The 13,263-nt window shown below is 57.9% G+C and carries 12 protein-coding genes; 7 read left to right on the top strand and 5 right to left on the bottom strand.

What is annotated here, in order from left to right; genetic code table 11:
• Positions 1–131: 131 nt before the first annotated feature.
• From AC27HQ_RS05620 to AC27HQ_RS05605, 4 genes are read left to right on the top strand one after another with little or no spacing between them, the layout of a single operon-like run.
• Positions 132–1,049 carry an AAA family ATPase gene (locus tag AC27HQ_RS05620; protein ID WP_487155106.1) on the top strand — a complete coding sequence of 306 codons (918 nt, stop codon included), beginning with the start codon at positions 132–134 and terminating at the stop codon, positions 1,047–1,049.
• Positions 1,046–2,005, top strand: coding sequence for a DUF58 domain-containing protein (locus AC27HQ_RS05615; RefSeq protein ID WP_487155105.1), 960 nt, complete (start codon positions 1,046–1,048; stop codon positions 2,003–2,005). Before AC27HQ_RS05620 ends, AC27HQ_RS05615 begins: the two co-directional genes overlap by 4 nt.
• Positions 2,002–4,059 (top strand): transglutaminase TgpA family protein, encoded by a 2,058-nt coding sequence (locus tag AC27HQ_RS05610; protein ID WP_487155104.1) that lies wholly within the window; start codon positions 2,002–2,004, stop codon positions 4,057–4,059. The genes AC27HQ_RS05615 and AC27HQ_RS05610 overlap by 4 nt, the downstream gene beginning before the upstream one ends.
• Before the next feature lie 42 nt (positions 4,060–4,101).
• On the top strand, positions 4,102–4,566 hold the full coding sequence (locus tag AC27HQ_RS05605; protein WP_487155103.1) for a DUF3429 domain-containing protein: 465 nt from the start codon (positions 4,102–4,104) through the stop codon (positions 4,564–4,566).
• Positions 4,567–4,572: 6 nt separating this feature from the next.
• Here AC27HQ_RS05605 and AC27HQ_RS05600 read toward each other — a convergent pair whose 3' ends face one another.
• The 4 genes from AC27HQ_RS05600 to acnB all read right to left on the bottom strand — a co-directional run bounded on the left by AC27HQ_RS05600 (position 4,573) and on the right by acnB (position 9,826).
• The gene (locus AC27HQ_RS05600; RefSeq protein ID WP_487155102.1) at positions 4,573–4,911 is read right to left on the bottom strand and encodes a zinc ribbon domain-containing protein YjdM; all 339 of its coding nucleotides are present in this window, start codon (positions 4,909–4,911) and stop codon (positions 4,573–4,575) included.
• 60 nt (positions 4,912–4,971) lie between these two features.
• Positions 4,972–5,577 (bottom strand): DJ-1/PfpI family protein, encoded by a 606-nt coding sequence (locus tag AC27HQ_RS05595; protein ID WP_487155101.1) that lies wholly within the window; start codon positions 5,575–5,577, stop codon positions 4,972–4,974.
• A gap of 33 nt (positions 5,578–5,610) precedes the next feature.
• Positions 5,611–6,945 carry a 30S ribosomal protein S12 methylthiotransferase RimO gene (rimO, locus tag AC27HQ_RS05590; RefSeq protein WP_487155100.1) on the bottom strand — a complete coding sequence of 445 codons (1,335 nt, stop codon included), beginning with the start codon at positions 6,943–6,945 and terminating at the stop codon, positions 5,611–5,613.
• A 271-nt stretch (positions 6,946–7,216) separates the two neighbouring features.
• Positions 7,217–9,826: a bifunctional aconitate hydratase 2/2-methylisocitrate dehydratase gene (acnB, locus tag AC27HQ_RS05585; protein ID WP_487155099.1), complete on the bottom strand. Its 2,610-nt coding sequence runs from the start codon at positions 9,824–9,826 to the stop codon at positions 7,217–7,219.
• Positions 9,827–10,199: 373 nt separating this feature from the next.
• Between acnB and AC27HQ_RS05580 the strand changes: the two genes are divergently transcribed.
• Positions 10,200–10,664, top strand: coding sequence for a DUF1289 domain-containing protein (locus AC27HQ_RS05580; RefSeq protein WP_487155098.1), 465 nt, complete (start codon positions 10,200–10,202; stop codon positions 10,662–10,664).
• Between the two features lie 19 nt (positions 10,665–10,683).
• Here the strand turns inward: AC27HQ_RS05580 and AC27HQ_RS05575 are convergent, their stop codons facing one another.
• A complete protein-coding gene (locus AC27HQ_RS05575; RefSeq protein WP_487155097.1) occupies positions 10,684–11,544 on the bottom strand; it encodes a universal stress protein in 861 nt (286 codons plus the stop codon).
• A 174-nt stretch (positions 11,545–11,718) separates the two neighbouring features.
• Here AC27HQ_RS05575 and AC27HQ_RS05570 point away from each other — a divergent pair, with 174 nt between their 5' ends.
• Both AC27HQ_RS05570 and AC27HQ_RS05565 read left to right on the top strand, forming a co-directional pair.
• The gene (locus AC27HQ_RS05570; RefSeq protein ID WP_487155096.1) at positions 11,719–12,351 is read left to right on the top strand and encodes a MiaE family protein; all 633 of its coding nucleotides are present in this window, start codon (positions 11,719–11,721) and stop codon (positions 12,349–12,351) included.
• Positions 12,352–12,404: 53 nt separating this feature from the next.
• Complete coding sequence (locus AC27HQ_RS05565) at positions 12,405–13,256, top strand: substrate-binding periplasmic protein (RefSeq protein WP_487155094.1); 852 nt, start codon at positions 12,405–12,407, stop codon at positions 13,254–13,256.
• The last annotated feature ends 7 nt before the right edge of the window (positions 13,257–13,263 follow it).

Raw genomic sequence — 13,263 nt, 5'->3', positions numbered from 1 at the left:
CTCAGTATCAGCAGTGATCATGACCCAGCCCCGTGCCAGAAAAAACAACAAGCTGTTACAAGTCGTTGCATGCACCTTTCGGGCTGACATGCAGGCACCTAACATGCCCTAAAGGCAGACAAGGGGATAGTATGAAGGATGCGTTGAGTCAGGCGCTGGACGCCATTGATCAGGTGCTGCTGGGCAAGCAGCGAGCAGTCAAACTGGCGGTGGCCTGCATATTGGCCAAGGGGCATTTGCTGATCGAGGATTTGCCGGGCATGGGCAAGACCACCTTGTCACAGGCGCTGGCGCGGGTCATGGGTATGCGCTATCAACGCATCCAGTTCACCAGTGACCTGTTGCCCGGGGATATTCTGGGCACCTCGGTATTCGACCGCAATACCGCACAGTTTGTCTTCCATCCGGGGCCAATCTTTGCTGAGCTGATTCTCGCCGATGAGATCAACCGCGCCACGCCCAAAAGCCAGAGCGCCCTGCTGGAGGCCATGGAGGAGGGGCAGGTCACCGTCGATGGCGCGACCCGGCCCTTGCCTGATCCGTTCTTTGTGATTGCCACGCAGAACCCGGTATCGCAAAGCGGTACCTTTGCCTTGCCCGAGTCGCAACTTGACCGCTTTCTCATGCGCTTGTCCCTGGGTTACCCCTCACCCCAGGCGGAAAAAGCGCTGTTGATGGGTGATGAGCGTACCGTCAGGCTTGACCGCGTTGCGGCGGTGCTGGATCGTGACACGCTGCGTGCGCTGCAGGCCGAAGTGCCCAAGATCACGGCCAGCCCGGCGATCATCGACTACATACTGCGGCTGGTCAGTCGCACCCGTGAATCCCAGGTCTGTGCCTGGGGGCTGTCACCGCGTGCTAGTCTGGGTCTGTTGGCAGCGGCACGCGCCTGGGCCATGCTCGAAAAGCGCCATTATGTGATCCCTGAGGATGTGCAGGCTGTGCTGCCGTCCGTCGTCAGTCATCGCTTGCGTGCCAGTGAAGATCCAGCCGGTCACGGCGGCGGCGGACTGGCCCAGTGGCTGCTGAAAGAGGTGCCTGCGGTGTGAGCATCTTGCTCGGATCGCGCCTGTCCAATCTGTTTGACCGCTGGTTGAAGCGGCGCATTCCTGCGGCCAGCATGGTCAGATTGAATCACCGGCAAATCTTTATCATCCCGACCCGCGCCGGATTGGGTCTGCTATTGCTGTTGCTGATCATGCTGGTGGGGGCGATCAACTACCAGAACAGTCTGGTCTATGCGGTTACCTTTGTGCTCGGCAGTTTGTTCTGGGTCTCGCTGCACCATACCTATCGCAACCTCTCGAGCCTGGAGTTGCATACTGCCGGCGCCAGGGCGGTGTTTGCCGGTGAGGCTGCACCACTGGAGTTGACCCTGATTGCCCCCCGGCATGAACATCAATCCATTACCCTTGGCTGGCCGGATGCCCTGTCGCAAACCCTCGATGTTGTTCACGGCGCTGATATGCGCGTAACCCTCTATCATCCGACCGCGCAACGCGGCTGGTTCAGCCCGGGACGTTTGCGCATCGATACGCGTTATCCGTTGGGCTGGTTTGTGGCCTGGAGTCTGGTGGATCTGAATTGGCGCGTGCTGGTCTACCCCAAGCCACTGACGATGCCTTTGCCCTTTGTCGGTGGGGGTGACGGTGAGGGGGATGTGCCCATGGGGGAGGGTGTGGATGACTTTCAGGGGTTGCGTCATTACCAGCCCGGTGATTCGCGCCGTCGTCTTGATTGGCGAGCCTATTCCCGTGGTCAGGGCCTGCACAGCAAGATATTTGCCGAGCCGCAGCACAATGCGCTCTGGCTCGATCTGGAGCAGACGCCTGGAACCGATATCGAACAGCGTCTTTCGATTCTCTGTGGCTGGATCATGCAGTTGGAGCAGGCCGCACAACCCTATGGCCTGAGTATCAAGGGGCAGCAGTTCAGTCCGGCCCTGGGTGATGCTCACCGTGATGCTTGCCTCAGGGCATTGGCGCTTTATGGGGTGGCTGGATGAAAGGACACGCACTCATCCCGCGCAACAGTCTGGCCTGGCTGCTGGTCGCCCAGATCGTGGTGCTGTTGCCGCAACTGCCGCGTCTGCCTCTGTGGGTCGTCGTGCTGTGGATTGGTTGTGCGGTCTGGCGGGTGCAGATCCAGCGGATGCGCTGGGTGTATCCGGGTAATCTGCTCAAGGCACTGGGCGTATTCCTGATCGCTGTCGGTGTTTTCGTTACCCAAGGTAGCATGATCGGGCTGGACGCCGCCGTCATGCTGCTGTTGCTGCTGTTTATGCTCAAGTTGCTGGAAATGCGCCACCCACGGGACGCCATGGTGGTGATTTATCTGGGCTTTTTTATTCTGGCCACGGCCTTTCTGTTTGATCAAAGCATCCTGTTGACCCTGTACCACTGTTTTTCCCTGCTGGTGCTGGTCGCTGCTCTGGTCGGACTGCAACAGACCCCAGGACGCAATGACCCAGCGCGCGCCCTGAAAACCGGTGCAGTGCTGCTGCTACAAGCAGTGCCTTTGATGCTGGTCTTGTTTTTATTGTTTCCGCGCATCGGGCCATTATGGGCGGTCAACGCCCCCGGCCAGAGTGCGTCGACTGGACTGGCCGAGAGCATGACCCCGGGCGATATTGCCAATCTGGCGCGATCAGCCGATCTGGCTTTTCGGGTCAGTTTCGATGGCGAAATTCCTGCCCACGAAAAGATGTACTGGCGCGCCCTGACCTTGAGCAGCTTTGATGGTCGGCGTTGGAGTCACTCTACATTCGCCTCCTCCGGTCAGCCGCGCCAATGGGAAACCCGGGGGGAGGCGGTCAGCTATGAAGTGCTGACGCGGGCTACGCAACAGCCCTGGGTTTTCAGTCTGCGCGGAGCCAGTAGTGACAATGCAGCGTTGATGCTGACTCGCGATTTCATGCTCCAGGCCAAGCGTCCAATCAGTAAAACCCTGAGTTATCGGGCCACCTCCTACCCGGACAGTTTGCTTGAGGCGCAATCGCTTGATCCGCTGCAACAGCGGATCTATACCAATCTGCCTGACGAGGTGGATCCGCGCAGTCGTCGATGGGCCATGCAGCTACGCCGTCAGTACCCGCGTGATGCGGACCTGGTGGACGCCTTGCTGACGCATTTCAACCGTGAACCCTTTCATTACACCCTGCAGCCACAGACACTCGGCAGGCATACCAATGACGAGTTTCTGTTTGATACCCGGCGTGGTTTTTGTGCCCATTATGCAGGCGCCATGACCTTTGTCCTGCGCGCGGCAGGGATTCCGGCGCGGGTGGTGGCGGGCTACCAGGGCGGCGAGGTCAACCCGCGTGGCAACTATGTTCTGGTGCACCAGTTTGATGCCCATGCCTGGGTAGAGGTCTGGCTCTCAGGGCGCGGCTGGGTATCAGTGGATCCTACTTTCCAGGTAGCACCTGAGCGTATAGAGCGCGGCTTGCAGGATGCTCTTCAGGGCGAGGGCAGCTTTCTGGAAGATTCGCCGCTATCCGCAGCGCGCTTTCGCAATATCAGTTGGGTCAATAACCTGCGCATGACCTGGGATGACATCAATTACCAGTGGCAGATGCGTGTGCTGGGCTATCAGTCGGAACGGCAACTAGCGTTTTTCCGTGATTGGTTAGGCACCACGGATTGGCAGCGCTTAGGCATTATTCTGCTGATCTGCGTCGGTCTGGTAATGATTCCCCTGGCCATTTGGACCCTGCGTCCAGAGCGTCGCCACCGGGATACACGGGTTCGCGCCTGGCAACAGCTTGATAGACGCCTACAGCATCTGGGGCTGCAAGCCCTGAAGGGCGAGGGACCACGGGATTGGCAGCTGCGTTTGAGTGACGCACTACCCGCTTTGGTCGCTGAACTGAGTGCCTTTTTTGACGAGTATGTCCAGCAACTCTATGCCCAGGGGAATGACCAGCCCACGCCCGACGCCCGGCAGCGCTTGCAGCAGTGCTTGCAGATACTGCTGCGCAGATTACCGCGCAAGCGTCCGCGGCGCGCCAGTCAGTTGCTCGAGGATAACGATTTGCCGAGCAGGTCCAGCGGCCTATAATGGGCCGGTGGTTTTAGACAACCCAGCCTTTCTGGAGTACCCATGCATCCGTTCAGCGCAATACGTCCACCGCACCTGGCCATGGGTCTTGGTCTGGCTGGGCTTATACCCTTTGTGACCGGGGCTCTGGGCTTGTGGGTGACGCCGGAGGCCTGGCGTGAGTGGGTTATGGAGGAGTTGCTGAACTATGCAGCGGTTATCCTGGCCTTTATGGGCGCCATACACTGGGGGCTGGCCATGCGCGCCGATGAGGCCAGTGATCAAGCCCCGGTTCAGCTCGGACTCTCGGTGATTCCGCCCTTGCTGGGCTGGTTTGCCCTCAGCCTACCGATCAACCTGGCTTTGCCGGTTTTCTTTTTGGCCTTTGCGGCGATGTACTTTGCCGATGTATGGGCGGTGCGCCATGGCCTGGCACCGGTCTGGTACCTGGCGCTGCGCAAACCCATCAGTATTGTGGTAGTTGCCTCGCTGGTGGTTGCCTGGATGGCGACCATCGCGCAGCATTAGTCTGGATCAGGACTTTTTGACAAACTCGGACTTGAGTTTCATCGCGCCGATACCCTCGATCCGGCAGTCAATGTCGTGGTCGCCCTCTACCAGGCGGATATTCTTGACCTTGGTGCCGACCTTGACCACCAGGGATGAGCCCTTGACCTTCAGATCCTTGATCACCGTCACGCTGTCACCGTCCTGCAGCGGATTGCCGTTGGCATCACGGATTTCCCGCACCTCGCTAGCACTGGCCTGATCGGTAGATGACCATTCATGCCCGCATTCCGGGCAAACAAGGAGTGCGGCGTCCTCGTAGGTATAATCGGAACCGCATGCCGGGCAGGGTGGAAGGGTGCTCATGGTGGTTACCTTGTCAGTTGAATAGAGTCCCTGTCGGGACGCAGGTGCAACAGCGGCGACTCAGGGTCGCGCTGTCCAGTCAAACTCCATCTGTCTTGCGGTCTGCGCGGCAATATCCTGACCGGCTAGCCGAGCGACCAGATGCAGGCTCATATCGATGCCAGCGGAGATGCCGGCTGAAGTGATGATGTGTCCATGATCCACCCAGCGCTGGTCACTCAGCACCTGGACCCTGGGGAAGGTTTGCTGCAGCTCGGTGATATCTTCCCAGTGGGTCGTGGCGGTCAGGTGGTCGAGTAAGCCCGCCTTGGCCAGCAACATGGCGCCGGTGCAGACTGACGAAGTGACCTGGGCCTGCGCCGCTTGCTGTTTGATCCAGTCAATCACTGCAGGCTTATCCAGTTCGGCAGAGACGATGCCGCCGGGAATCAGCAGCAGATCTATCGGTGGGTGACTGTTCAGGCTGTGGTCTGGTACCACCCGGAGGCCAGCACGGGCTTGAATGCTTTGACCTTCGGAACTCAGGGTAAACACCTCAAACAGCCTTGCTTCGTCAGGTTTGCTATTGCGCCAGACTCGCGCTGCGGAGGTGAACACCTCAAAGGGGCCGGCAAAGTCCAGCACTTCAACCTTGTCGAAAAGATAAATGCCAACGCGCATGGTCATGTCGCTTGCTCCCTGTCAGCAGCTATCAGGCTATCAGGTCAATTCAGCCCAGAGATCGTACTCGTCGGCATCGGTCACTCTGACAGTGACAATGTCACCGGGATTGAGTGCCTGATCGGTTTCGATATAGACGTTGCCATCGATTTCCGGGGCGTCGGCCATGGCACGACCAATCGGACCCTCTTCGTCGACCTCGTCAATGATCACCTGAATAGACTTGCCTACTTTCAATTGCAGGCGAGCGCTGCTGATGGCCTGTTGATGGGCCATAAAGCGTTCCCAACGGTCCTGCTTGATCTCATCGGTAACGGGTTCAAAGTCCAGATCATTGGCCGGCGCGCCTTCAACGGGTGAATACTGGAAGCAACCAACGCGATCCAGCTGCGCTTCGGTAAGCCAGTCGAGCAGATACTGAAAATCTTCTTCGGTCTCACCAGGAAAACCGACGATAAAGGTCGAGCGAATCGTCAGTTCAGGACAGATCTCGCGCCAGCGCTTGATGCGGGCCAGGGTCTTGTCTTCGTAGGCCGGACGCTTCATGGCCTTGAGAACCTTGGGGCTGGCGTGCTGGAAGGGGATATCCAGGTAGGGCAGCACCTTGCCTTCGGCCATCAGCGGAATCAGTTCATCAACGTGCGGATAGGGATACACGTAGTGCAGGCGAATCCATACGCCCAGTTCAGCCATGGCGTCGCACATTTCAGTCAGACGTGATTTGACCGGGCGGCCATTCCAGAACCCGGTGCGGTACTTGATATCGACCCCATAGGCGCTGGTGTCCTGGGAGATCACCAGGAGTTCCTTGACGCCCGCTTTGACCAGCCGTTCCGCTTCGCTGAGCACGTCGCCAACGGGGCGGCTGACCAGCTTGCCGCGCATGCTGGGAATAATGCAGAAGCTGCAGCTATGGTTACAGCCTTCGGAAATCTTCAGGTAGGCATAGTGACGGGGTGTCAGCTTGATGCCCTGGGGTGGCACCAGGTCGATCAAGGGGTTGTGATCAGCTCTGGGTGGAACCACGTCATGTACGGCATTAACCACCTGTTCGTATTGCTGGGGCCCCGTTACTGCCATGACGCTGGGATGCACGTCACGGATGACGCTTTCATCCACGCCCATGCAACCGGTGACGATAACGCGACCATTGGCAGCAATGGCCTCGCCAATGGCATCCAGGGATTCGGCCTTGGCACTGTCGATAAAGCCGCAGGTATTGACCACCACCACATCGGCATCTTCGTAGGTGGGGACGACGTCGTAGCCTTCGGTGCGCAGCTGGGTCAGGATGCGCTCCGAATCGACCAGGGCCTTGGGACAGCCAAGGCTGACAAAGCCAACTTTGGGATTGGTCGATGGGGTAGTGGACATGCTGATCCTCACGGGCTGTGCGGTGGTCGCGAACGGAAGGCGCGTATTCTAGCGGTCTGCCGCCCCTGTTACCAGTCTGCTGGATAGCCGCTCGTCACACCGCCTTGCAGATCCGCGTTGCAGACCTGCCTGACCATCCTTGATGCACAAGCGCGTTCCGAGCCCCCATAGATGTGATCACCATGCGCCCAGCAACAAGCATTACAGCGCGACATAAAAAAAACCGCCATCCAGTTGCCTGGATGGCGGTTTCTAGTTTCGGGTCAGACGATCAGAGCTGGGCGACCGGGATGGACGCTGCGGCTTTCTGATAGGACTCGATTTCGTTGAAGTTCATGTAGCGATAGATATCGGCGGACATGCTGTTCAGCTCGGCCGCGTAGCCCATGTATTCCTCAACGGTCGGCAGGCGACCCAGGATCGAAGCAACCGAAGCCAGCTCGGCAGAGGCCAGGAACACATCGGCACCATCGCCCAGGCGGTTCGGGAAGTTCCGCGTGGATGTGGAGACCACGGTGGACTTGGCAGCCACGCGAGCCTGGTTACCCATGCACAGCGAGCAGCCGGGCATTTCCATGCGTGCGCCAGCCTTGCCGTAGATGCCGTAATAGCCTTCTTCGGTCAGCTGGAACTGATCCATCTTGGTTGGCGGAGCCAGCCACAGACGGGTCGGCAGGGCACCCTTGTTCTTCTCCAGCAGTTTGCCAGCCGCGCGGAAGTGACCGATGTTGGTCATGCACGAACCGATGAACACTTCGTCGATTTTCTCGCCGGCGACCTGGGACAGCAGTCGGGCATCGTCCGGATCGTTCGGCGCACACAGAACCGGTTCTTTAATGTCGGCCAGATCGATTTCGATCACAGCGGCATATTCGGCGTCGGCGTCTGCCTTCATCAGCTTGGGATCGGCCAGCCAGGCTTCCATGGCCTGGGCGCGACGCTCCAGGGTGCGTGGGTCCTGATAACCGTTGGCAATCATCCAGCGCAGCAGGACGATGTTGGACTTCAGGTACTCGGCAACCGACTCTTCGCTCAGGTTGATGGTACAACCGGCAGCGGAGCGTTCAGCAGAGGCGTCGGACAGCTCGAATGCCTGCTCGGCAGTCAGGTGATCCAGACCTTCGATCTCGAGAATACGGCCGGAGAAGATGTTCTTCTTGCCTTTCTTCTCGACGGTCAGAAGACCTTCCTGGATGGCGTAGTAGGGGATCGCATGGACCAGATCACGCAGGGTGATACCGGGCTGCATTTCACCCTTGAAGCGCACCAGAACCGATTCCGGCATATCCAGCGGCATTACACCGGTGGCAGCGGCAAAGGCAACCAGACCGGAACCGGCCGGGAAGGAAATGCCCATGGGGAATCGGGTGTGTGAGTCACCACCGGTACCAACGGTATCGGGCAGCAGCATGCGGTTCAGCCAGCTGTGGATGATGCCGTCGCCAGGGCGCAGGGCAACACCACCGCGGTTGTGGATGAAGTCAGGCAGGGTGTGGTGGGTGGTCACATCGATGGGCTTGGGGTAAGCCGCAGTGTGGCAGAAGGACTGCATGACCAGGTCGGCTGAGAAGCCCAGGCAAGCCAGGTCTTTCAGCTCGTCACGGGTCATCGGACCAGTGGTGTCCTGGGAGCCCACGGTGGTCATCTTCGGTTCGCAATAGGTGCCAGGGCGAACGCCTTCGACGCCACAGGCCTTGCCGACCATCTTCTGCGCCAGGGTAAAGCCCTTGGTGCTGGCGGCAGGTACATCGGGCTTGCGGAACAGGTCGGATGGACCCATGCCGAGTTCGGTGCGAGCCTTGTCGGTCAGACCACGACCAATGATCAGCGGAATACGGCCACCGGCGCGTACTTCGTCGAGCAGAACCTGGGTCTTGAGTTCGAAGGTGGTGATGACATCGTCAGTACCGTGCTTGCAAACCTTGCCTTCGTACACGTACAGGTCGATCACGTCGCCGGTGTTGATTTCGTTGACGTCGAACTCGATCGGCAGAGCGCCGGCATCTTCCATGGTGTTGTAGAAGATAGGAGCGATCTTGTTACCGAAGCAGAAACCGCCAGCGCGCTTGTTCGGCACGTAAGGGATGTCGTCGCCGAAGAACCAGAGTACCGAGTTGGTCGCTGATTTGCGCGAGGAGCCGGTACCTACCACGTCACCGACGTAGGCGACCGGAAAGCCTTTGGCTTTGACTTCTTCGATCATCTTCAGCGGGCCGATGGCGCCTTGCTCGTCCGGCACGATGCCGTCACGGGCCATTTTCAGCATGGCCAGGGCGTGCAGCGGGATATCAGGGCGTGACCAGGCATCCGGTGCGGGTGACAGGTCGTCGGTGTTGGTTTCGCCGGGGACCTTGAACACGCTCAGGCTGACTTTCTCGGCAACCGCAGGACGGTTAGTGAACCACTCGCCATCGGCCCAGGACTGCAATACAGCCTTGGCCTGGGCATTGCCCTTTTTCGCGCGGTCGGCTACGTCATGGAAAGCATCAAACATCAGCAGGGTGTGCTTGAGTTCCTTGGCGGCAGCGGCAGCCAGCTCGTCATTGTCGAGCAGTTCGACCAGAGTGACGATGTTGTAACCGCCCTGCATGGTGCCGAGCAGCTCAACCGCGCGTAATTTGGTCAGCAACGGAGAGGTGACTTCGCCCTTGGCCACGGCAGCCAGGAAGCCAGCCTTGACGTAGGCAGCTTCGTCAACGCCCGGCGGTACGCGGTTGGTCAGCAGGTCGAGCAGGAACTCTTGTTCGCCAGCAGGTGGGTTTTTCAGCAGGTCAACCAGACCGGCGGTTTGTTCGGCGTTCAGCGGCTGGGGCACGATGCCCTGTGCTGCGCGCTCTTCTACGTGTTTGCGATAGGCTTCAAGCACAATAATTACCCTCATCAGTCTGTTCTGCTTGTGGCGGAACGGTCATCCTCACGGACCAGGGAAGCACTGAATAAGCATCTTGAATAATAAGGGAGTTATTCAGTGCTTCCCCTGCATGCCGGCTACAAGGTTGGGTGCAGGTGTCTTGATGTTGCTGGCGGCGGGCATCCGGTAACTGGCCAGTTAGTTGGAACAGATACAAACGGAGTTGCGGGCAATCGCCTGACACACAGCCCTGACGGCGAGGCGATTCTACAGCAAGCGAGGGCTAAAGTTAAGCAGCGCCGGCCTTTGACCTTAGTCTTGTATCCATGCAGGCTGTTGCAGTTGGCTGCGCGGAACAGCACCTTAGTTTAATCTATCCAGTTCTCTGCCCATGGAACAGCGCATGCACAGACAATCTTTCACCGACACCACACCCTGCGTTGGACTCTGTTCTACCGTTTATGGTGATCAGGTATGCCGAGGGTGCAAGCGCTTCAGTCAGGAAATCATTGCCTGGAATGCGCTGACTCAGCCTCAACGTGCGGCCGTCTGGCAACGGCTGAGGCAATTGCTTGAACCCCTCTTGCATGAACGCATTGAGGTGCTCTCGGTCTTGACCTTGCGGCAGAGATTGACGCAGCTATCCCCCGGACTGCCGCAAGACATGCCCGTCATGCTGCTTGCGCATCGAGCCTTGTTGCGTGCCGTGGACCTAGATGCGCTGACGCAGATGGGGTTGAGGCTGCGCCCAGAGCAGGCCACAAAATCCTTGAAACAGGTGAGGGAGGAGCTGGATCAACAGTTCTTTGCCGTCTCTCAGGCGTATTATCAGCGGCACATGCTGCCGCAGGGCGAGCAGGTCAACTGATCCACTCGCCCCTTAAGGTTTATTTTTCCAGTACCTGTTCCAGATGCGCCATAGTGTCTTCCGGCTTCAATACCAGAATGTCCGAGTCGAGCTGGTCAAGAATAACCTCGGCCGTGTTGCCAATCAGGGCGCCGGCAATGCCTTTGCGGGCAACGGTGCCAATCACCGTGACGCTTGCAGCAATCTGCCGGGCTACCCTGGGGATCAGCGTATCGGCAGGGCCTTCGTCGATATGAATCTGATCCTGTGGCAGTGAAAACTGGGCAATATAGGCCGCAGCTTGATCCCGGTAGCGTGCAGCAATGTTTTCACGGACCTGGAAAACCGGATCGGCTGAAGACAGCATCGGGGCCGGATGGGCACTGACGATGTGCAGTTGGCCATTGATCATGTCGACAATATCGCCAGCATGGCTAACGATGGTGTCATGCAGTACGTGATGCTGATCGTCATGGTTACCCACATCAACCGCTGCCAGAACAGCACCTTTCATCCAGCTATCGGAGCCCTTGACCAGCAGAACCGGAGCCGGGCAATGACGCAGCAACTTCCAGTCATCCGGGGTCAGCAGGGCTTTTTTCAACGGATTGTCAGGCAGGTGCTGTTTGACAACCAGACCGCAGCCCTGGCTGCTAACCACGTGCACCACGGTGTCAGTCATGCTGCCTTTCCATTGCTGGCTGCACTCAGCCTTGAAGCCACTGGCACGCAGTTCAGTTGACAGCTCGTTCAGGACCGGGAGGTAGTCATGGCGGTCTTCGCAGACCAGCAGGTGCAGTTCGGATTCGATAACACCGGCGATCAGCTTGGCGCGCCCAAGGGCAACATGCGTGGATTGTGTCGGGTCAATAATGACCAGGATGCGTTTTATGGCTTGCATGGCAATCTCCTTTTATGCAGCCCATGGCCGCTATTGGTTTCTACCTACAATCTAGCTGAATCCTGGCAAATTACCTTTGATATGGATCAACCTGCAAGTGAAGGGTTGGCTCAAACAACAGGCTTAACCCTATAATCGCGTTAGAATTTCATATCAAGTAATGGAAAGCCCAGCATGTCCTTGCCGCAAGAGTTGATTGACTTTTTACCCTGCAGAACGCCCCAGAAATGGCTGGAACAAGCACTGCAGCATCCTGAAGAGCTGCTGATCGACCATGCCAACTGCGAGAAAAAGGCCGCCTCCACCGCGCTGAATCTGATGTTCCGGTATATCGACAAGCCCCAGTTACTGCAAAAAATGTCGAGGCTGGCGCGCGAAGAGTTGCGTCACTTCGAACAGGTCACCGCGCTGATGCACAAACGTGGAGTGGTCTATCGTGGTCTGTCGGCCAGCCAGTATGCGCAGCGCTTGCGTCAGCATGTCAGAACCACCGAGCCTGGCCGGCTGATTGACACGCTGATCATTGGTGCCTTTATCGAGGCCCGTTCCTGCGAGCGGTTTGCAAGCCTGGCACCCTGTCTGGATGAGGAATTGGCGGATTTCTATCGTTCACTGCTGAAATCCGAAGCACGGCACTATCAGGATTATTTGAACCTCGCACGCCAGTATGCCGACCAACCCATTGACCAGCGTATTGCTTTTTTTGCCGAGCATGAGGCGCAGGCCATACAGGCGCCTGATCTTGAATTTCGCTTTCATAGCGGTGCGTTGGCCAACCCTTTGGAAAACCCGAGCAATCAGCTTTAATGCGTCTATACTGCGGTTAATGCAATGTATTCATCTGTTCAGAAGGAAGCCTGATGAGAGGTTGTCACCCAGCATCGATTCGGTGCTTTGCCCTAACGCTGATTTCACTGCTGTTGAGCCTGAATGTTCAGGCTGCAACAGGACTGTGTGAGCGCATTGTCGTGACGGGTAATGCTCAGTATCCGCCCATCCTCTGGGTAGACCCGGACAATGAAAAGCTGCTCAAGGGGGCTGCCGTTGAGCTACTCAATATGGCGCTTGAGGATACCGGTGTCACTGCCGAGGTGCTGAACGTAGGTCCCTGGTCGCGCGCCCAGCAGGAGGTTCGCAGTGGCCGGGTGGATATGCTGGCCGGCGCCTTTCTCACCCGCGATCGTCTGTCCTACATGGATTACATTCATCCGCCCTATGTTGAAGTGCCCAGTGTTATCTTTGTAAAGCGGGGAGAGCTGTTTCCCTACAGTGGCTGGGACGACCTCAGGGACAAGCGTGGCAGTACTCTGGTAAACAACAGTTTTGGTCAGGCCTTCGATACCTTTGCCCGTGATCATCTGCGTATTGAGCAGGTGCCCTCGGTGGAACAGTCATTTCGCACCTTGCTGCGTGGTCGCGTCGATTATGTGATCTATGAGCGTTATCAAGGTCTTGCGCTGGCTGAACAATTGGGTTTTGAGGATCAACTGGAAGTTGTCGATGGTTCGCTGATCAACGAATATCTGTACTTCACCTTGTCGCACAATTCGGCCTGCAACTCGCCGGAACTGCGAGCCATACTGTCGCAATCCATGCTCGATCTGACCAACCGTGGTGAGCCGCGTCGTTTGTTGAACAAGTACCGCGATATCTGGTCCGAGCAGTTTGCTCCGGTTGAAGCGGAGATCTCGCCCGTCCCTGTCATGGAGTGATATGTCA

The sequence above is a fragment of the Halopseudomonas sp. 4NH20-0008 genome (assembly GCF_057548395.1).
Note: the sequence above shows the minus strand (reverse complement) of the source record. Positions and strands in the feature narration are given on the sequence as shown.